Source organism: Cupriavidus sp. PET2-C1 (assembly GCF_054515855.1).
Genome location: NZ_JBTNRJ010000003.1, coordinates 286,751 through 305,926, shown reverse-complemented (window position 1 = coordinate 305,926; position 19,176 = coordinate 286,751). Strand labels below are relative to the sequence as shown.

The following is a 19,176-nucleotide window of genomic DNA, read 5'->3' as shown; positions in this document are numbered from 1 at the left end:
TCGACCCGCAGCGAGCGTACGAGTTGGTGGAGAGCCCTTTCGCCGACCTGCCTGCTGTAAGCGGCGAGCGCGTGCACCCAGGCGCCAGAGGACGAAGTCGAGGTTCTCGCTCCGACTCACAACCAACCAAGGAAACTTCCATGTCCCGCAAACTTGAAGGCAAGATCGCAATCGTTACCGGTGGATCCACCGGTATCGGGCTCGCAACCGCTAAGCGGTTTGCTAGCGAAGGGGCGCATGTCATTGTCACCGGTCGCCGACAGGCCGAACTCGACGCCGCGGTGTCCGCGATCGGAAACGCTACCGGTATCCGGATCGACTCATCGAACATGGCCGAACTGGACACGCTGTTTGATCGGGTGAAATCGGAAAAGGGTCGGATCGACGTACTGTTCGTCAACGCCGGCGGCGGCTCGCTGATGCCGCTCGGGAATATTACCGAGGAGCAGTATGACGACACCTTTGGCCGTAACGTCAAGGGCGTACTGTTTACTGTGCAGAAGGCTCTACCATTGCTAGCGGACGGTGCATCAGTCATCTTGACCGGCTCCACCGCCGCCAGTGGCGGCACCAAGGCATTCAGTGTCTATGCCGCCTCAAAGGCCGCAGTACGCTCATTCGCCCGCAACTGGATTCTCGATCTCAAGGGTCGCGGTATCCGGGTCAACACGCTCAGCCCCGGACCCACCAAGACGCCGGGTTTGTTTAACCTGGCCGGGCCCGACGCCGCTCGGCAGCAGGGAATACTCGACGCTCTGGCCTCGCAGATCCCAATGGGCCGCGTCGGAGATCCGGACGAAATTGCCAAGGCTGCGGTCTTTCTTGCCTCCAACGATTCAAGCTTCGTCAATGGTATTGAACTATTCGTCGACGGTGGTAAGGCTCAGATCTGAATATCGCAGCAGTTGGGCGGATCTGGCCACCTGATGCAGATTCCTGATTCCTATCATGAGCAAAGTCATCACCGTTGCGCTGTCACCGGTGCGATTCATACGCCCTCGATGTCACGGTGGCTACTGGTGGGCAGGCCGCGGAAGCGCCGCAAGGCCCAACGGTCCGGGACAATCTGCGGCACGCGTCCATCTCCATGGTAGCCATTGGCAGCAGTGTTCACGCTGTCGCGCGCCTGCTGTATGGCGGTAAATACACGAGGGACATGCTCCAGAAACAACTTGCCACCACCGGTCAACCGGGTACTACGCGTAGTGCGTACGAAAAGCTGCGCTCCTAACTCTTCCTCCAAGTTTTTGATAGCCCGCGACAGCGGCGACTGCTCAATATGCAGTTTTTCCGCTGCGCGGGCGAAGTGGAGTTCTTCGACCACAGCCAGAAGGCACCGGAGGTGACGTAATTCCATGCCGTGGGCTTCTCCAACATAGATACCGCTTCGTTACTAACTCACAATATGCCTTCCTACTTGCATAGCGGCACTGGCCTATTCGAGCTTGTAAAGAACTGTAAGACTCCAGGCGCGATCGAAATTAATAAACGTTACTAGGCACTTTTTTGCTGCTTCAAAGGAATCCAGCCCTGGAAGCCCTGAATGATTGCCCAGAGCTTCTGCGGGATTTTGATAGCCGGAAGCTTTGCAGGATCAAGTTCAACATCCACCTCCTGACCCTGCTGAACACGGCTTACCCAGTCAGGGTTGATGATCAACCCCCGGCCAATCGCGACCATTGATAACCCGGTATCCAGCGCTCGGCTGGCATGGTCGGGTGTCAGGATACTGCCGGCAGCGAGCACAGGAGCCCGTCCGGCAACTCGTTCGGCGATGCGGCTGACGATGGATTGCCCGTCAGGGTCGTCGATAGGCCGGTCTGTCAACAGGTTGGCCAGTGAGGCGTGAATGTAATCCACACCCAGTTCCAACAGGCGGTCGACAAAGGCCAGCGTCTGGTCAATGCGATAGCCTTCGTCGCCAGGCTCTTCCGGCGAGAGGCGGACACCGATGGCAAACGGTCGGTCGGCATGCTCTGCAATCACGCGCTTGACCTCTGCGACGACGGCCAGGGGAAACCGCATGCGGTTTTCCAGTGAGCCGCCCCATTCATCGGTGCGGGTATTGGTAGCTGGCGAGAGGAAGTTTTGCAGCAGGAAGCCGTGGGCGCCATGCACTTCGATCCCGTCGAAGCCGGCCTCGATGCCACGCCGTGTTGCCTCACCGAACGCCTTGATCATCTCCACGACCTCATCACCCGTTAGGGCTCGCGGCGTCAGCGGGGCAACGAAGGGCGTGGATTTTGTCAGAACAGCGCTTGAACTTACCACATCCCCGCCAGGGATGAGCTGGGGCAGTGCCTTGTTGCCGGCATGAAAGAGTTGCAGCAAAGCCGGCGCACCGCCACTCTTAGCTGCGTCGGCAAGCCGCTTGAGGCTTGGGATGAAACTATCGTCGGCTGCAGAAAATTCATGCGTGAAACCGATGCCGTTGGAGGTCACCTGGGCGCAGCCGCTGATGACCAATCCTACGCCTTTAACGCGGAGCCGGTAGTACTCCTCCTCCTCCTCCGTGATCTGGAAATCGTCGGTGCCCGACCATGTAGTCATTGGCGACATCACCACGCGATTGCGCAAGGTAATACCTGGGCTGAGGTCGAAGGGGCGAAACAAGGTATTGGTATGCAGAAGAGACATCAAAATGGACTCCATGAAGGGTGTAAAGCTTCATGGTATACATTATAAATCTAGTGTCAATTAGGCACCTTGAGTCGCGTTGGTATATCAGAGGAAACCACCCCGACGTTGGCTGCAGCGGACCAGAAGTGCGTCAAGGAACTCGAACGCGAGATCCAGTTGAGCTGCACCGTGCCAACGAGATACTCAAGCTCGCCAGCGTGTTTTTCGCCAAGGCGGAGCTTGACCACCGATTCAAGTCCTGAAAGCCTTCGCCGACAAATATCGGGGCACCTTCGGGATTGAGCCGATCTCCCAGCAAATGCAGATCGCCCCTTCCGGTTATCGGCGCTATCGTGCCCTGCAGCGTCATCCTGAACGGCGAAGTGGGTGGGTGCAGCGCGATGAATGATTGGTCGCTGAATTCGAACACATCTGGCACGCCAATCTCCAAGTCTAGGCCTCAATAAGGTGTCAGCTGTATAGGGCAGGTGCAAAAGCGCTAGTGCTCTAACCTCTTCGGGCGGTATAATATATATACTAGAGGTGGTAGCGGAGCTTTTGCTTGTACAGGAAAAACCATGAAACATTCGATATTTAATATAGAGCCGCAGTGCTTTTCTTCAGACTGCCCAAGCAGAGCCTTGTTCGATCAGATTGCTGATAAATGGTCAATGATGGTGTTGGCTGTTCTAGACGACGGCCCACATCGTTTTAACGCGATCAAGCGCCGGCTGGAGGGCGTCACCCAGAAAGCTCTGACTCAATGTCTTCGGCGCCTGGAGCGCAATGGACTGGTTTCCCGTCAAGTGATTCCGGCGCCGCTCGCTGTTCTATATGAAATCACGCCGCTTGGGAAAACTTTGCAGCCACCATTGCGACAACTGCATGCGTGGACACTTGAGAAGCTGCCGATGGTCGAAAGCGCTCGGAGCGCTTTCGATCAACAGAATTTGCCTTGAGTCTCGCTTGCGGTATGGGGTGACTTGCCTGGTGCCGGCACGGATAGAAGTTAGACCGGGCAAACGCCCGGGCATCAAACACTCCGACCTCAATCCTGTTGATGTGGCCGCTTTATATGAAGAACTCCAAACTGGAATAAAGCATCTTCGCCATTTGAGTTATCCGCCGTGGCCAGCGACGTGGTCGTGACAGACAACACGTTGGGCGGATGACGGACAACTTGCAGCACTCTCAAATGGAGACGGCTGACTACATGAAACAGACCACCCAAGGGCTTGACTTCCAATGCCCCATATAAATGTGTTGCATCGACCGGTTGAATCCGCAGCCAGATTCGGCCTTTAGCGAAGGCCAGTAAGGCTTACCGTTTATATCGCGGTAGCAGACACTGAGAAAGCATCGAGAGGGTAGATAACGTTTCAACCCTTAAGTTAATTACCGTGGAAATGGCGCAGCTTCGCAACCACAGCACTGTGTGTGCGAGCGCCTTGCGGACCGGGCGTCCGCTTTGCGCTTCCTGCGCGACGATCTGGTATTGGGCCGGACTCAGGCCCAAGCGCCAACGGTCCTATGTCTCTGCGCCGTTTATCGGCGTGTTTCCGATCGTCTCACTACCGGCATTCGCTTGGGGCAGCAGGAAGGCGTGCGACTTGGCGGTTCGTCGCCGAAGATGTCACGCAGGAGCCGTGTTGGATCGGTGCCTAGCGGGTCTGCCTCGATAAGGATTTCGCGAGGTAGACCGACCAGAAATAATGGGAGTGCCGATGGTAGCGCACACATCTTCACGGCAAACAGGCGAACTCGGTCGGCTGCATCGGACGGTAAAACCAAGCGCCCGGAGGATGTCGGTGCTTCGAGTAAAGATGGCCAAGTTGGGGCCGGTTTGAAATGAAAAGGAGCGGGACCGGTGCCTTGGAGCGAACGCTTCTTCCCGGCTTACCCGTAAAACTTGCGCAAAGCTCGCGTACGTCTGAGGTCAGGCGTCCCATTAAAAAAATGCCTAGCGCTAATCCTAGCGCTAGGCGACGAAGGTCTTAAGGCCTCGAACAAGTATGATTGAGTGTCTCCACCTTTGAGTGGCGGCGCCGAAACGTCGCGCCGCGGAGAGTTCAGCTTGTTTCCATGCTATTGCGTGCAGGTAAAGCTAGCAGCAGAATTCACGTCGCCACTAATGTACTTGGGCCACGCCGGATACTCGCAGAGCGGGCGGGTACGGCCTGCAGTTGCCCCGTTCAAGTCTGTGATGACGAGTTTGTTAGGCGGATTTCCGCTCGTAACCCAATTGTCAAGGACAGTCAGGGCGTCATAGCCACCTTCGAATTGGCCGCCAGAACCGTGGGCAGCCCCTGGCACCAAATAGAACTTCACGAACTCGCCTACGGTTGCTTGTCCATATCGCGTCACTAGCCGATTGTAGTAATCGATCGACATTTGAGCGGGGATGAACTGATCCGACTGTCCGTGCTGAAGAATTAACTTTCCGCCTCGTTGTTTGAATGTCGTCAAGTCGGTGCTTGTAGCATCCACCATGTTGCTGACCGCTTGCGTCCGTGCCGTCAGGGCGCCGGGGTCGGAAAAGTCAAACGACATGATGTCTACGAGCTGGGTGCGGGCGATCGCGAAATTCACGAGCGCGTTCGGGAACGCGTAGAAGAACGCTGACTGGCCCGAGGCAGGATCCGATACCGCCGCTGCCGGGGAAAGTCCCAAGGGGCTGAAAGAGGAGTTCCAAAAATCGGTGCCCGAGAGAATATTGTAACCAGCGATGGTGCGGATTCCGTTGGCAAAATCAAACTTGGTTGCCAATGGTGTAGCCATGGTGTTTACGGTATTGAGTTGTGCGTCGGACAGGCAAGTGTCGCCAGTATCTGCCCCCCCTGCACACCGCAATGTCGACGGATCGAAGCTGCATGCCGCCGGATTGCTGATGATGCCATCCGTCGCGCCGTCAAGGGCATCGCATTGGGTCATCACTGCCGCCTTGAGAACCTTCGCCTTTGCCGATGTAATGAATCCTCCGGGCGCGAGCGAGGCTTTTGAGACCCGTCCCATGGCAAATGAGAGCCCTAGAAGCTCGCTGGCCGGAAAAGTTGAAATTACCCCATCGTAGTCTGCGGGATATCGTTGAGCAGCAACCAAGCCTTGCCTTCCCCCTCCCGAACCACCAACGTAGTAGCTGTGAGCGAACGACTTGCCATAGCGGCTTCGTGCAAGATATGCCGCGACGTCGTGAGTCTTTTTGACGTGTTCACCTGCGTAGTTGGCCAGCGCTTCATCGTTCTTCAAGAACGTGCCTTCAGAGGCGTTTCCTTGGTGTCCGCTATCACTCCCCAGTGTCACGAATCCCCGAGCCAACGGGGTCTTGACCGTTTTTAGTTCTCCCAGGAAGGACAGCGAGGAAGTAGCGTAACCAGTAGTCGTCGGAATGGTGCCGTCCAGACCGCCACCACCAAAGTGGACAGATTTCTCATTCCAGTTGCTGGGAAGATCAACTTCAAAACGGATGTCGGGCGCTTGAAAATCGACCGGATGAACTTTTCCTAGCACTTTGCAATATTCGCCCGAGATATTGCCGGTTTCAGTTGACGCCACCAACGTAGCGCTGGATACCGTTCCGCCCGTCGTGGGAAGACCGATCGCCGAGGCGGGAATTTCGAGGTTCTCAAGACCTGCACATATTTCGGCTGCCGTCTTGCTTGGCGTGCTGGGGCTACTTGGCGACGTCGTGGTCGCTGCTGAAGAATCCGGCTCACCGTCTCCTCCGCATGCCGCAAGCATTGCGGTCGATCCGATTGCAAGAATAAAGCCCTTGCGGATCGTGTGTATCAATGCGTGGTACTTCATTTGTCCTGTCTCCTCTGATTGTATGTAGCAAACGTCAGCCGTCCATCTCCGACCCTTGCCTCGCGTGAAGACGCTTCAGTTTTTCGGCTGCTCATCTGGATAAGCGTCAGGCTCAACGCTACCGCGCGCTGTGGCGCCACATTGTCATGTGTGAGACAGTGCGTACGCGTGCGTCAGTGGACTCTGGATCGGCGGCCTCAAGGAGTTGAAAGACCGAAGGAAGTTGATCGGTGTGGAGAGGTGCGGCACATTCGCCACGAGTGTGAGATGCACTCGGGATCATTGCGTCGAAATTAAGAGCCATACAACGTCGCGACTCGGGCCCCTATCATTCAGTTGAGCTTGCGCCGGATGACAGTCGCTGGACTTTAGCGGCCTCGCGGTTCGGCTAGTCAACCGGGCAATCAGTTTGCGCAGCAGCGATTCGTCAAGCCAAATTAGTGATCGACTGTCTCGATCGAGACAATGTCTGCCTGCCTCGGAACCACACGAAGGCTGCTTCAGAGTTGTCACGCTTGAGAGACGCGACATTCACATGCTCCCTTGTAAGCATCGGGCAGAAGCGAGCTTCTTCCTTCAGGGTCTCTAGGACCTTTTAGCCCGGCGCTAGGGGGAGCGCCGGGCTACTTTTTCATTTGCACGGACTGGGCTTATCGTAGCAAATTGTGCGGCCGAAGAGCTTTGGTCACCGAATTCGTTGCGTACGCCACTGCACCCGATATCGATCACGCATATGGCAGCAACGGGTAGGCCTGCCCAAGGGGGCACTCGGATGCCTACCACGACGCCACTACGGTGCAGTGGCATAATGTCTGCCACTACGGTTGGCAACGACAATCTCCAACTACTTGAACTGCCGGCTCAAGGGATGACATGGAAGATATTTTGAATCCTCCTCGCGTGCGCATCCGACGCCGCGGCGCCGACAAGCATCCCTTGATCTTGAAAGCTGCTCGCGAGCTCGTGGCCCAGTCAGGGTTTCGTGAAGCACAGATGACCGTTATAGCGGATGCTGCCGGGATCGCAATTGGAACGCTGTATCGATATTTTCCGTCCAAGACCGAACTCATGGTCGAGGTCGTCAAGTCGACCGCTCAACGCGAGGTGGACGTGGTCGCAGGCATTGCCATGCGCGATGGGTCCGCCTGTGAAAAGCTTGGTGCCGCTGCGTGGACTTTTGCCAGCCGTGCGCTGCGTGGCCGAAGACTCGCGCACGCGCTTGTAGCCGAACCTGTAGAGCCGGAAGTGGAGGCTGCCCGTCTGACTTACCACCGTGCGCTTTCCCGGGTCTTCAAGACAATCATTGAACAGGGCGTAGAAAACCACGAGTTTCCAACGCAGAACGCTGCCGCGTCGGCCGATTGCATTGTCGGCTGCCTGTTTGAAGGCTTGGTCGCACCGCTGAGCAACGGCGCCGCCGATGCATCCACGTCCCTCAGTTCCCACGCCGCGTCGATCATAACGTTCTGCCTTCGCGGAGTCGCCGGACGCCTGCTCACCTTTCCGCCCATGCCTGCAGGCTAGTCATCGGCCGTCAGTTTCCCAGGATTTAAATCCCGAATCGTCATTTCACTTAAGGGCGGCACACTGTCGAAGTGTGGTCTACGAGACACTTGTGATGCGCGCGCCTTCTTTCCATGCTAGTACTTTCCCTGTGAGCGCAAGGCTTGACAGACGTACAGGTGCAACTTAGGCTTAAGTGAAATCGGGATTCACTTAAGGCCAGCGACTGGACCGACGACCACCCGTGTATGGAGACACACTCATGAGTCCGTTAGAACTCAATTCGGGGCTGGATGACCGGGTCGCCGAGCTGGTTTCGGAATACTCAGCGCCTTCGGCGTGCCTGGCGTGGTTACTGTGCGACCGCCACCCTGCAGACAAGGTTGCCTATGACGTCCTCGACTCTCAAGGCAACACGGAGCGCCTAACCTATGGCGAATTGAAACGACGATCCGAGGCATTTTCGGCGGGGCTCGCGAGCATTGGCGTCCGGGCGGGAGATAGAGTCGCGACGCTTTCAGGAAAGAGTGTGGAATACTTGATTGGTCTCGTCGGGATCTGGCGCCTGGGAGCGGTTCACGTCCCGCTATTCACAGCGTTCGCGCCGCCCGCCATCGCACAGCGTCTCGCCGGCAGCAAGGCAAAAGTCGCGATTTGCGACGCATCCCAAGTTGGCAAGCTCGTAGCAACTGAAGGGGACGAACAGCCCATCGCCGTTACCGACCTTGTCGTCATTGGCCGCGATGACACTTCCCTTGCCGGTTGGCAGATTCATAAATTCGACGATCTCGCAGCCGAGGGACGCCCGAAAGTGCCTGCTGCGGTCCTGGGAGGAGACGCACCGTTTATCCATATCTACACTTCTGGGACTACGGGCAAGCCAAAGGGGGTGGTTGTCCCGATACGCGCCATTGCTGCGTTTAGAGCTTATATCGAGTTTGGCATTGGACTGCGCCCAAGCGATGTGTATTGGTGCGCGGCCGACCCAGGCTGGGCGTATGGACTTTACTTCGGGGTCATCGGCTCTCTGAGTACTGGGGTCCATAGCCTGCTGCTCAAAGGCGTCTTTGATGCTGCGGCCACTTACCAAATCCTCGCAGAGCGCAACGTCACAAATTTCGCAGCCGCTCCGACCGTCTATCGATCCCTCATGTGCTCAGAAGTCTCTCCGCCTCAGGACCTCAAGCTGCGCTGCGCATCAAGCGCTGGGGAGCCGCTCACCCCAGACGTGAACGAATGGGCACAGTCGGCCTTGGGCACCCTCGTCTTTGACCACTACGGCCAAACAGAGGCGGGCATGCTCATCAACAACCACCACGATCCTCGCCTCGCTAGGGAAGTCCGGCCTGGATCGATGGGGATATCAATGCCTGGGTGGAAGGCCGTCGTTCTGGACCGCAGCGAAGATGTCGAACTTCCGACTGGCGAGATCGGGCGTGTCGCCTTCAACCTCGCGGAGAGCCCGCTTGCGTGGTTCCACGGGTACGACGCAGCCCCCGAAAAGAGTGCGGAGAAGTTTTCCGCGAACCGGGAATACTATCTCTCCGGCGATCTGGGAAAAATGGATGCTGACGGCGCCTTCTTTTTTTCTGCGCGAGAGGACGACGTCATCATCATGGCCGGGTATCGCATCGGACCATTTGAGGTCGAGTCCGTGATTGCCGCCCATCCGGCGGTTGCGGAATGCGCCGTCATTGCCGCTCCCGACAAGATCCGCGGAGAAGTGGTGGAGGCGTATGTCGTACTGCGTCAGGCATTCGCTCCAAGCCCTGCAATGGCCGAGGAGATCCAACAGTGGGTCAAGACCCGCTATGCCGCTCACGCCTACCCCCGGCGGGTGCATTTCGCAACCGAACTGCCCAAGACCCCTAGCGGAAAGATCCAACGATTCGTGTTGCGTGCAGCACGGAACGCCGGACTTGCTAACCCCGCCAATAGCACAAAAGAATGCTGACGACTGTGTTCGACACATTCGACACACGCAGTCGTTCCTATTTGCACGGCAAACCGTGACGACTCGCCCCAGCGGCACCCGGAGAGACTCACACATGCAAACGCTATCCCACGACTTTAGGAGCCAGGTCACCGCACGACCACCTGCATCCGAGCGTGTTTCGCGTCCGACCCTGGCGTCTTTCTTCGAGAACTCCGCCTGGTTCGGCCATCTCACGGATCAGGAAAGAACGCGCGTTATGGCCGATTCTTTTGAGAAGCGCTTAGTCGCTGGCGGTACTGCATGCCACCGGGGTGCGCCAGCCGACCATTGGCTCGGCGTGGTGGAAGGCATCGTCAAGGTGGACACGGCTTCCGCATGCGGGAGAGCGATTACGTTCGCCGGCGTTCCCGCAGGTGCTTGGTTTGGCGAGGGAGCTGTACTGAAGAACGAACCACGGCAGTATTCCGTTGTCGCGCTGAAGAACAGCCGGGTTGCCTATGTTCCTAAGGACACCTTCCTTTGGCTACTGGAACACAACCACACTTTTAGCCGCTACGTCATCGATCAACTCAACGCGCGTTGCGGCTACTACGTCGGGCTGGTGCATAACCTGAGGCTTCACGAAGCTGCAGGCCGCGTGGCGTTCTGCCTTGCCGAACTGTTTCACCGCCAACTCTATCCCGTCACCGACCGGACCTTGGGGCTGTCCCAGGAAGAAATTGGACGCCTCTCCGGCCTGTCGCGCCAGAACACGAATCGAGCCCTACGCGAACTTGCAGATGCCGGCATGATCGCGATGGAATACGGCGCAATCCATATTCTGAATCTCGAAGGACTCCGACAATTCGCTCACATGGGCGATTGATCTGGCAACTTGTCCCGACCGTTCGGCATTGCATCCGCCCCACGGGCCGGCTGCAATGCCGCTCTCCCTACACCATCTCTACCGCTACGGCGGTGGCTTCACCACCGCCGATGCACAGGCTTGCAATTCCTCGGCGGCCACCGGCCCTGCGAAGCGCACCGATAAGCGTTACCAGGATTCGCGCACCAGATGCGCCAATGGGATGGCCGAGTGCACATGCCCCGCCGTGAATGTTGACCTTCTCCCGGTCTAGTTGCAGGTCCTGCACGACGGCCATCGCAACAACCGCAAACGCCTCGTTAATCTCCCAAAGATCGACCGCGGATGCGGCCCATCCCAATCCGTCGAGAAGCTTCCGGATCGCGCCAATCGGAGCGGTGGTGAACGTCGCCGGAGGCTGCGCGTGCGTCGCATGGCCCATGATCCTAGCAAGCGGCTGGAGTTGCATCTTGTCGGCAATGGACTCCCGGGTAAGGACCATCGCCGCGGCGCCGTCCGAGATCGAACTCGAATTTGCTGCCGTCACGGTCCCCTCCCTCTTGAAGGCCGGCTTCAAGGTGGGAACTCGATTCAGGTCAGCCTTCAGCGGCTGTTCATCACGCGTTACCGATACCGGGCCCTTCCTGGCATCTACGGTAAGAGGCACCGTCTCCCACGCGAAACTACCCGCATTGATCGCAGCCTGCGCCCGCAGCGTCGACATCACCGCCCATTCGTCCTGGGCCTCCCTCGTGAAGCCATACGTCGCGGCGCAATCCTCGGCAAATGTGCCCATCAGGCGCCCACGCGTGTCCTCGCTGTAATGGTCCTCAAGACCGTCCAGAAACATGTGATCCATTACCTTGCCATGGCCGAGCCGATAGCCGGCTCGCGCTTTCGGCAGCAGATAAGGCGCATTCGACATGGATTCCATGCCGCCGGCGATCATGATGTCGTTGCTGTTTGCCAGCAACAGATCATGGGCCAACATGACCGCCTTCATCCCGGATCCGCAAACCTTGCTGATAGTGGTGCAAGGCGTAGCAAGCTCCAGGCCCCCGCGGATACCTGCCTGCCGCGTGGGCGCCTGTCCAACGCCCGCTGGGAGGACGCACCCCATGAGAAGTTCCTGAATGCAGGAGGGAGTCAGGCCGGCACGTTCTACGGCCGCACGAATTGCTGCCCCTCCCATCTCCGGAGCAGTCAAGGAGGAAAGCTCGCCTTGGAACCCACCGATAGGCGTACGCGCCACCGATAGGACGACGACTGGATCGTTTGTCGAGTTCACCATGAGTACCTCACTTCGCTGCCATACGGATGGCACCGTCGAGACGAATGACCTCACCGTTGAGGTAAGGATTGCCGATAACGTGCTGCACAAGATCCGCAAACTCCTGTGGCCTGCCCATGCGCTGGGGAAACGGCACGGATGCCCCAAGCGACTTCTGCACCTCGTCAGGCATGGCGAGCAACATGGGGGTTGCCATGATCCCCGGCGCGATCGTTACCACCCGTACGCCAAATCGCGCCAGTTCGCGCGCCAGTGGCAGTGTCATTGCCACGACTGCGCCCTTCGAGGCGGAATACGCGCTTTGGCCGACCTGGCCGTCGAAGGCAGCAACCGATGCCGTGTTGACGATGATGCCGCGTTCGCCGTCAACCGACGGCTGCTGCTCTGCCATCAGTGCCGCCCCAAGGCGGAGGACATTAAACGTTCCTGCAACGTTGATCTGAAGCGTGCGGCTGAACGATGCCAGGGCATGCACGCCGTTCTTGCCAATCACTTTTTCAGCAGGAGCAACGCCAGCACAGTTGACGAGTCCACGCAAAGATCCCAGCCCGGCAGCGAAGTCGAACATCTCCTTCACGCTGTCCTCGTTTGTGACGTCTGCCGGGACAAAGACGCCGCCTGTCCTGCGCGCGACCTCTTGTCCGGTGTTCAAATCGAGGTCGACGATAACGACTTTCGCCCCCTTCTCAGCAAGTGCTGTTGCGGTGGCAGCACCAAGACCGGAGCCGGCCCCGGTCACCACAAATACGTTGTCCTGAATCTGCATGTCTACGGAAATAGTTGGTTCAGCGGTTGGTGGATGCGTGCACATCGAGCGAGGAAAGTGAAGCTTCCTGCGGCGGTTGCACGGATGCGCTTTGGCGGTGATCGATGAGCATGACCGCCAGGGTCCCGACCAGGCCGGCAAAGCCGATGGCCAAGAAATTCTGTTCAAGTGGAAGCTTCATTGCCACGAGTGCGCCGATGAGCACAGGTGCCGCGATGGCGCCGAGCCGTCCGATGCCCGAGGCGAAGCCCACGCCAGTGGAACGAATGGAGCCCGGATAGAACTCCCCCGCATAGGCATAGGCGAGCAACTGCGTGCCGAGCGTCGAGGCGCCGACAACGAACACGAGTACGAACAGCAGTTCGGTCACCTTCGTGTATCCCATGAGGGAAAGCGACACAGCACCCGTGGCATAGAACGCCACCAGCACGTGCTTGATATTGAAACGGTCCCCCAGCCAGCCGCCACCGACCGCGCCGCATACAGCACCGATGTTGAACACCAGTACAAAGTTCAAGGCAGAACCGAGGCTGTATCCGGACATCGCCATGAGCTTCGTCAACCACGAACTGAGCGAATAGACCATGAAGAGGCCGGTAAAGAAGGCGACCCAGATCATCAGAGTGCTCACGGCGCGCCCACGGGCGAAAAGCGCCGCAACGGGGGCATTGGACGCCATCGCTTCCTGGGGCACGACCAGACGATCATCCGGCGCAATCTGCAGCTCGGGGGCGAGCTTGCGAACCACAGCACGAAGCGATTCGTCCCGCTGCTTTCTCGCGAGAAACGCCATGGATTCCGGCATGGTCCACAAGATGAACGGAATGAAGAGCACCGGCAGCCCGGCAACGAAAAACACCGCCTGCCAGCCATATACTTCGATCAGGCCCTTGCCGGTCAGGGCAACCAGAATCCCGCCGATCGAATACCCGGCAAATACGATGGTTACGAGCCGAGCCCGGATCTTGCTGGGTGCAAACTCTCCCATCTGGGCCGTCACGACAGGCAGCACGCCGCCGATACCGAGGCCTGCCAAGAAACGCATCACACTGAAGCTGATCGGGTCCGTCGTCAGGCCGGCGGCAGCAGTAAAGACGCTGAAAAGTCCGACGCACACGCAGATGGACAACTTGCGGCCGATCTTGTCGGCGAGCGTGCCGAGGTAGATCGCGCCAAACATCATGCCGAACAGCGCAGAACTCGCCATGAATCCGGCCCTCGTGGCATCGACTCCCATCTGCTTCATGATCGACGGCAGCGCCGCACCCACTACCGCCAGGTCGTAGCCATCCAGCACCAGGATCATCACGCACCAGAAGAGAATCATCCGGTGAAAGCCAGAGAACTTGGCTGTGTCTGCTACTTTTTGAACGTCAATTTCTTTTGTCATAGTCTCCTCCATTTTTGATGGGTCAAATCACTCGTGAGCTGCGGTTATTCCTTGTGAAACGTCGTGAAGCTGGAGGCGGGTTCACGCTCTGATGCCAGTGAGTTCTCGATGCGCTCCTCATCGGCATATCCCAGACTCATCCCGACCACGAACTTCTCCTGGGCACCAAGTGCCAACTCCTGTTCGATGATCCTGTGGTACTTCATGAACGCAGCCTGAGGGCAAGTACTCAGGCCGTACGTGCGCGCCACGACCATGATGTTTTGCAGGAACATCCCGTAGTCCAGCAGGCTTCCCTGGTTCATCATTCGGTCAACCGTGAAGAAGAGGCCGACGGGCGCATCAAAGAACTGATAGTTCCGGCCGTGCTGGGCGTGCATGCTGGCCTTGTCGCCCTTCTCGATGCCAAGGAGGCTGTAGAGCTGCCAACCTACCGCGCGACGGCGATCGAGATACGGGGACGTCCATTCCAGCGGGTAATACGCCCATTCGTCGCCGTGCTCCGAGGCAAGCGCCGGATCGTCATCCACGTTCCGAATCGCCGCGCAGACCCGGTCCTTGGCGGCACCCATCAGCACGTGCACCTTCCATGGCTGCATATTCACCCCGGTCGCTGCGAACCGCGCGGTGTTCAGGATCGCCTCGACGACGTCGGTTGACACGGGCTCCGGGAGGAAGGCACGGACGCTACGGCGCGTCGTAATCGCCCATTCGACCGCGCGACGCACGGCTGGAAGCTCCCCAGGCGGGGGACTCAATCTGTTCAGGTTCACGCTCACGCTCTCTACTCAAAATGGCTGCATCAGCCTTTCGGGTAAGAGACTAGGTTTCGCGTTGAACAGGTACTGTCACATAGCCGACAATTCCGGGTTATTCCTGTTCTCGACGCCGAGCGCGTCGGCAATGTCTTGTGCAAGACAGTGTCGCAAGAGGAATCGGCTTACTTTCCGGGTTCCATTTGTGCGCATAGCACAGTACTCATAGAACTCGGTAGGAGACAGTCGTGAGCAACAACATTTACGAAATCGGCCTGGAGCGCAACAACGCCAACCACGTTCCGTTGACCCCGCTGCACTTCTTGGACCGCTGCGCCGAGCAGTACCCGAACAGGGACGCCATTGTTCATGGCAACCTCCGCCAGTCGTGGAGCACGACCAGGGAGCGCTGCCGACGCCTGGCAAGTGCCCTCATCAAGCTCGGCATCGGAAAAGGCGACACCGTGTCGATCCTTGCCCCGAACACTCCGGCAATGGTGGAAGCCCATCATGGCATCCCCCTGAGTGGGGCTGTATTGAACGCTATCAACTGCCGGCTTGATGCGGATGGTGTGCGGTTTATCCTGAAGCACGGCGAAGCCAAGGTCCTGCTGGTGGATCGGGAATTTTCCGCTCTTGCAGCGGCCGCCCTCGAGGGACTCGACAATCCTCCCCTGATCATCGATATCGCCGATACGTTGGCGCCCGAATACGAACTGATCGGCGAACATGAATATGAGCAGTTCCTCCGGCAAGGCGATGCCGACTTTCCGGGAATCTATCCCAAGGACGAGTGGGATGCCATCGCGCTGAACTACACCTCCGGAACCACATCCGATCCCAAGGGAGTCGTCCCGAGCCATCGGGGTGTGTACCTGATGAGCTTGCTGCAGCTCACCGATTGGGGCATGCCGCGCGGCCCTAAGTACTTGTGGACGCTGCCGCTATTCCATGCCAATGGTTGGTGCTTCGCGTGGGCCATTACCGCAGCAGCCGGCACTCACGTGTGCCTGCGCAAAGTGACGGCCGCAAACATCTTCCATGCGATTGAAGCGCACGGCGTGGACCATTTCTGCGCGGCACCCATTGTGCTCGCCTCCCTCGCCACAGCAACAGAGGGAGAGCGCCGAGCGTTCTCGCATCCCGTTCGCATCCGTACGGCGGGCTCGCCTCCTCCTGCAACCGTACTCAAGGCCGTGAGCGAAATGGGCTTCGACGTCGAGCATGTGTATGGGATTACGGAGGCTTCCGGCACACCGGTCAGTTCGTACGCCAATCCCGCCTGGAACTCCATGTCGCCGGACGCCAAGGCTCGTCTGATGGCACGCCAGGGAAACCGTGCGGCCGCGCTAGAAGGGTTATACGTCGCGGATCCCGACACAATGCGCGCGGTACCGTGGGATGGCCGAACACAAGGCGAGCTCTTGTTGCGGGGCAACATCGTCATGAAAGGCTATTTGAAGAATCCCGAAGCCACCGAGCGGGCCTTTGGAGGGGGGTGGTTCCACACTGGCGACGTGGCAGTAGTGCACTCTGACGGGTACATCCAGATTACCGATCGATCCAAGGACGTGATTATCTCAGGCGGGGAAAACATCTCATCCGTGGAGGTGGAAGATGTCCTCCATCAACACCCGGCCGTCCTGATTGCTGCGGTCGTCGCCCAACCCCACCCGAAATGGGGAGAGTCGCCCTGCGCATTCATCGAGCTCAAAGACGGCTACGCCGAGCCATCCGAGGCTGAAGTCATTGCCTTCTGTCGTGATCGACTGGCGCACTACAAGTGCCCCGTTCGCGTTGTCTATGGTGCGCTACCGAAAACCGGTACCGGAAAGATTCAGAAATTCCGGCTGCGCGAAATGGCCCGAAGCCGCGAGGCCATCACCGATTTGGCCAGCTCACGTTAACCCTTCTTGCAGCACTGAACTATGATCGATTGCATTGTTGACGGGCATACCGCACTGGTAACGCTCAAGCGCCCGCCGGTTAACGCCTTCAATATTGAGAGCCTTGCCGCATTGGAGGCGCTGATCGGCCGACTGAACGCCAATGCGGACGTGCGGGCAGTTGGTGCGCTTGTTGCCGGACTGGTACGTCGATGTTGGCGCGCTATCGTTGTATTTCACGAATCAAAAGCTGCTGCCGGCGAAGACGCGCGCGTTCGTGGATTTCATCACCGAATCATTTTGGGCGCGCAAAATGCCCCAGATCGAATCGCTCGTGACAACCGCAAGCGCCGATGGCGAATGAGGTCAGTGCTGCCGTGCGTGGATGGGGCCAGCGTCAAAGGGGCTTGCGCGCTGGGTGCCTCGGTTCGGACACATCCGTGGATCTGATGAACTCGATAAAAGCCTTCAGGGGCGTGGGCATAAAGTTCCGCCCGGAGTAGTACAAGAACGGTCCCGGAAAATCCTGCCACCAGGGCTCCAGAATGGGTTCCAGCGTTCCGTTGGCCAGATGGGGTTTTAGCCAGTCCTCGAAGAGATAGACAATCCCGGTTCCTGCCAGCGCCGCGTCAATCAGCAGGTCCGCCGCGCCCCCCAGGCCGATGACCAGTGGTCCCTTGGGGTCAATGCGCAACGTCTCGCCTTCGCCTTCGAACTCCCAGGCCGGCATGGCGCCACTTGGAAAGCGCCCCCTCAGGCAGGCGTGGCCGATCAGTTCGCGGGGATGCTCTGGCCGACCATGGTGATCGAGGTAGGCCGGCGAAGCCGCCACGGCGATACGTTGTGACCGCGGTCCGATGGGCACTGCAATCATGTCCTGCTCCAGTCGCTCGCCGTAGCGAACGCCCGCATCGCAGCCGGCAGCGAGCACGTCCACGAAGCTCTCTTCGACGATCACTTCAAGGGCGATGTCCGGATACTTGGCCAGAAACGGGGGAATGATGCCGGGCAACACCAGCCTTGCAACGCTCGCGGGCACATTCAGCTTCAGCGTGCCGGCCGGCCTGTCACGGAAGTCGTTGACAGCCGCCAATGCGGACTGCACTTCGGTCAGAGCAGGGACGAGTCTCGCCAACAGGTCTGAGCCCGCTTCGGTGAGTGTCACGCTCCGCGTAGTACGATGCAGCAGGCGCACACCCAGCTGTGCTTCCAGTCGACGCAGTGCCTCGCTGAGCCCCGAGGCACTGACCCCGCTGGAGCGGGCTGCGTCGCGAAAGCCCCCTGCACGCGCCACCGTGACAAAGGCTTTCAGGTCATTGAGATCTGTATTCATTGTGCAAAATGTCGCACGCCCCGTGCCGATTGTCCATATTTTCATTTCTCATTTGCGCGACTACGCTTGGCATTCACGCATCCACAGGAGATGAAAAATGTCAGCAATTGATCAGGTCGGGACGTTCACCCTCGGCAACCGCGCGGTAAAGCGACTGGGTTATGGCGCCATGCAACTGGCGGGGCCCAATGTCTTCGGGCCGCCCAAGGACCGCGAGGCGGCCTTGTCGGTGTTGCGCGAGGCCGTTGCTCAGGGCGTCAACCATATCGACACAAGTGACTTCTACGGTCCGCACTTGACCAACCAGCTTATCCGTGAAGCCCTGTCACCCTATGCGGACGACCTAGTGATCGTCACCAAGATCGGTGCGCTGCGAGGCGCGGATGGCGCCTGGCTTCCGGCGTTCTCGCCGAAAGAACTGGCGCAGGCAGTTCATGACAACCTGCGCAATCTGGGTCTCGATGTCCTCCATGTGGTCAACCTCAGGGTCATGTTCGACGCGCAAGGGCCGGCGGAGGGGTCGATCGAGGCGCAGCTGACCGCATTGGCTGAACTTCAGCAGCAAGGGCTTGTGCGTCACATCGGCCTGAGCAACGTCACGCCGACGCAAGTGGCGCAGGGCCGCGCAATTACCGAGATCGCATGCGTGCAGAACCACTACAACCTGGCGCATCGCACCGATGACGTCTTGATCGATGAGCTCGCTGCATCGAACATTCCGTACGTGCCGTTCTTCCCGCTGGGTGGCTTCAGTCCGCTGCAGTCGTCCACCCTCTCCGACGTTGCGCAGGAACTCGGTGCATCCCACTTGCAGGTAGCACTGGCTTGGCTTCTGCAGCGCTCGCCGAACATCCTGCTGATTCCTGGTACCTCGTCTGTCGCGCACCTGCGCGAGAACCTCAAGACCGCCAATCTGAAGCTCCCAGCCGAAGCGATTGCCAAGCTGAATTCGATTGGGGCGCCGATCGACGCGGCCCACTAAGAAGCCAGACGCTTCCCGGATTGCAAGCGGTTTGGCATGTTGGTAGGCAGGTGAAGGCAGCACGCTT

The 19,176-nt window shown here is 58.6% G+C and carries 15 protein-coding genes, 2 pseudogenes and 1 other annotated feature; of the genes and pseudogenes, 8 read left to right on the top strand and 9 right to left on the bottom strand.

The window, feature by feature from the left end; all coding sequences use genetic code 11:
• Window positions 1-140: 140 nt before the first annotated feature.
• The gene (locus ACX12D_RS35135) at window positions 141-893 is read left to right on the top strand and encodes an SDR family oxidoreductase (RefSeq protein WP_441641561.1); all 753 of its coding nucleotides are present in this window, start codon (window positions 141-143) and stop codon (window positions 891-893) included.
• Window positions 894-1,036: 143 nt separating this feature from the next.
• Here the strand turns inward: ACX12D_RS35135 and ACX12D_RS35130 are convergent.
• Both ACX12D_RS35130 and ACX12D_RS35125 read right to left on the bottom strand, forming a co-directional pair.
• Window positions 1,037-1,357 (bottom strand): annotated as a pseudogene (locus tag ACX12D_RS35130) (LysR family transcriptional regulator); the annotation flags it as partial.
• 137 nt (window positions 1,358-1,494) lie between these two features.
• Complete coding sequence (locus ACX12D_RS35125; RefSeq protein ID WP_459377239.1) at window positions 1,495-2,637, bottom strand: NADH-dependent flavin oxidoreductase; 1,143 nt, start codon at window positions 2,635-2,637, stop codon at window positions 1,495-1,497.
• 199 nt (window positions 2,638-2,836) lie between these two features.
• Window positions 2,837-2,953: a sequence feature (AL1L pseudoknot), on the top strand.
• 244 nt (window positions 2,954-3,197) lie between these two features.
• Here ACX12D_RS35125 and ACX12D_RS35120 point away from each other — a divergent pair.
• On the top strand, window positions 3,198-3,578 hold the full coding sequence (locus tag ACX12D_RS35120; RefSeq protein WP_441641563.1) for a winged helix-turn-helix transcriptional regulator: 381 nt from the start codon (window positions 3,198-3,200) through the stop codon (window positions 3,576-3,578).
• A gap of 1,126 nt (window positions 3,579-4,704) precedes the next feature.
• Here ACX12D_RS35120 and ACX12D_RS35115 read toward each other — a convergent pair.
• Entirely contained in the window at window positions 4,705-6,423 is a 1,719-nt protein-coding gene (locus ACX12D_RS35115) for a tannase/feruloyl esterase family alpha/beta hydrolase (RefSeq protein ID WP_459377238.1), read from the bottom strand.
• 873 nt (window positions 6,424-7,296) lie between these two features.
• Between ACX12D_RS35115 and ACX12D_RS35110 the strand changes: the two genes are divergently transcribed.
• The 3 genes from ACX12D_RS35110 (at window position 7,297) to ACX12D_RS35100 (ending at window position 10,727) form a co-directional block, all read left to right on the top strand.
• The gene (locus ACX12D_RS35110; RefSeq protein WP_459377237.1) at window positions 7,297-7,947 is read left to right on the top strand and encodes a TetR/AcrR family transcriptional regulator; all 651 of its coding nucleotides are present in this window, start codon (window positions 7,297-7,299) and stop codon (window positions 7,945-7,947) included.
• A gap of 241 nt (window positions 7,948-8,188) precedes the next feature.
• A complete protein-coding gene (locus tag ACX12D_RS35105; protein ID WP_459377236.1) occupies window positions 8,189-9,880 on the top strand; it encodes an AMP-binding protein in 1,692 nt (563 codons plus the stop codon).
• Between the two features lie 94 nt (window positions 9,881-9,974).
• A complete protein-coding gene (locus ACX12D_RS35100) occupies window positions 9,975-10,727 on the top strand; it encodes a Crp/Fnr family transcriptional regulator (protein WP_459377235.1) in 753 nt (250 codons plus the stop codon).
• A gap of 67 nt (window positions 10,728-10,794) precedes the next feature.
• On the opposite strand, the gene ACX12D_RS35095 is transcribed toward ACX12D_RS35100, so the two are convergent.
• The 4 genes from ACX12D_RS35095 to ACX12D_RS35080 are packed head-to-tail and all read right to left on the bottom strand — an operon-like array spanning window position 10,795 to window position 14,920.
• Window positions 10,795-11,997, bottom strand: coding sequence for an acetyl-CoA C-acyltransferase (locus tag ACX12D_RS35095; RefSeq protein WP_459377234.1), 1,203 nt, complete (start codon window positions 11,995-11,997; stop codon window positions 10,795-10,797).
• Between the two features lie 7 nt (window positions 11,998-12,004).
• Window positions 12,005-12,763 (bottom strand): SDR family NAD(P)-dependent oxidoreductase, encoded by a 759-nt coding sequence (locus ACX12D_RS35090; RefSeq protein WP_459377233.1) that lies wholly within the window; start codon window positions 12,761-12,763, stop codon window positions 12,005-12,007.
• 19 nt (window positions 12,764-12,782) lie between these two features.
• Window positions 12,783-14,153 carry an MFS transporter gene (locus tag ACX12D_RS35085; protein ID WP_459377232.1) on the bottom strand — a complete coding sequence of 457 codons (1,371 nt, stop codon included), beginning with the start codon at window positions 14,151-14,153 and terminating at the stop codon, window positions 12,783-12,785.
• Window positions 14,154-14,197: 44 nt separating this feature from the next.
• Complete coding sequence (locus tag ACX12D_RS35080) at window positions 14,198-14,920, bottom strand: nitroreductase (RefSeq protein WP_459377410.1); 723 nt, start codon at window positions 14,918-14,920, stop codon at window positions 14,198-14,200.
• Window positions 14,921-15,156: 236 nt separating this feature from the next.
• Here ACX12D_RS35080 and ACX12D_RS35075 point away from each other — a divergent pair, with 236 nt between their 5' ends.
• On the top strand, window positions 15,157-16,815 hold the full coding sequence (locus tag ACX12D_RS35075; protein WP_459377231.1) for an AMP-binding protein: 1,659 nt from the start codon (window positions 15,157-15,159) through the stop codon (window positions 16,813-16,815).
• Here ACX12D_RS35075 and ACX12D_RS35070 read toward each other — a convergent pair.
• A complete protein-coding gene (locus ACX12D_RS35070) occupies window positions 16,807-17,034 on the bottom strand; it encodes a hypothetical protein (protein ID WP_459377459.1) in 228 nt (75 codons plus the stop codon). The genes ACX12D_RS35075 and ACX12D_RS35070 overlap by 9 nt on opposite strands.
• Between ACX12D_RS35070 and ACX12D_RS35065 the strand changes: the two are divergent.
• A pseudogene (locus tag ACX12D_RS35065) lies at window positions 16,970-17,158 on the top strand (hypothetical protein); the annotation flags it as partial. The gene ACX12D_RS35070 and the pseudogene ACX12D_RS35065 overlap by 65 nt on opposite strands.
• Window positions 17,159-17,191: 33 nt before the next feature.
• Here ACX12D_RS35065 and ACX12D_RS35060 read toward each other — a convergent pair.
• The gene (locus ACX12D_RS35060) at window positions 17,192-18,127 is read right to left on the bottom strand and encodes a LysR family transcriptional regulator (RefSeq protein ID WP_459377230.1); all 936 of its coding nucleotides are present in this window, start codon (window positions 18,125-18,127) and stop codon (window positions 17,192-17,194) included.
• A gap of 97 nt (window positions 18,128-18,224) precedes the next feature.
• Here ACX12D_RS35060 and ACX12D_RS35055 point away from each other — a divergent pair, with 97 nt between their 5' ends.
• The gene (locus ACX12D_RS35055; RefSeq protein WP_459377229.1) at window positions 18,225-19,109 is read left to right on the top strand and encodes an aldo/keto reductase family oxidoreductase; all 885 of its coding nucleotides are present in this window, start codon (window positions 18,225-18,227) and stop codon (window positions 19,107-19,109) included.
• Window positions 19,110-19,176 lie beyond the last annotated feature (67 nt).

Excerpts from the sequence above, each read along its gene's own strand:
- ACX12D_RS35135 (WP_441641561.1), top strand. The coding sequence starts at position 141 with ATGTCCCGCAAACTTGAAGGCAAGATCGCAATCGTTACCGGTGGATCC.
- ACX12D_RS35125 (WP_459377239.1), bottom strand. The coding sequence starts at position 2,637 with ATGTCTCTTCTGCATACCAATACCTTGTTTCGCCCCTTCGACCTCAGC.
- ACX12D_RS35120 (WP_441641563.1), top strand. The coding sequence starts at position 3,198 with ATGAAACATTCGATATTTAATATAGAGCCGCAGTGCTTTTCTTCAGAC.
- ACX12D_RS35115 (WP_459377238.1), bottom strand. The coding sequence starts at position 6,423 with ATGAAGTACCACGCATTGATACACACGATCCGCAAGGGCTTTATTCTT.
- ACX12D_RS35110 (WP_459377237.1), top strand. The coding sequence starts at position 7,297 with ATGGAAGATATTTTGAATCCTCCTCGCGTGCGCATCCGACGCCGCGGC.
- ACX12D_RS35105 (WP_459377236.1), top strand. The coding sequence starts at position 8,189 with ATGAGTCCGTTAGAACTCAATTCGGGGCTGGATGACCGGGTCGCCGAG.
- ACX12D_RS35100 (WP_459377235.1), top strand. The coding sequence starts at position 9,975 with ATGCAAACGCTATCCCACGACTTTAGGAGCCAGGTCACCGCACGACCA.
- ACX12D_RS35095 (WP_459377234.1), bottom strand. The coding sequence starts at position 11,997 with ATGGTGAACTCGACAAACGATCCAGTCGTCGTCCTATCGGTGGCGCGT.
- ACX12D_RS35090 (WP_459377233.1), bottom strand. The coding sequence starts at position 12,763 with ATGCAGATTCAGGACAACGTATTTGTGGTGACCGGGGCCGGCTCCGGT.
- ACX12D_RS35085 (WP_459377232.1), bottom strand. The coding sequence starts at position 14,153 with ATGACAAAAGAAATTGACGTTCAAAAAGTAGCAGACACAGCCAAGTTC.
- ACX12D_RS35060 (WP_459377230.1), bottom strand. The coding sequence starts at position 18,127 with ATGAATACAGATCTCAATGACCTGAAAGCCTTTGTCACGGTGGCGCGT.
- ACX12D_RS35055 (WP_459377229.1), top strand. The coding sequence starts at position 18,225 with ATGTCAGCAATTGATCAGGTCGGGACGTTCACCCTCGGCAACCGCGCG.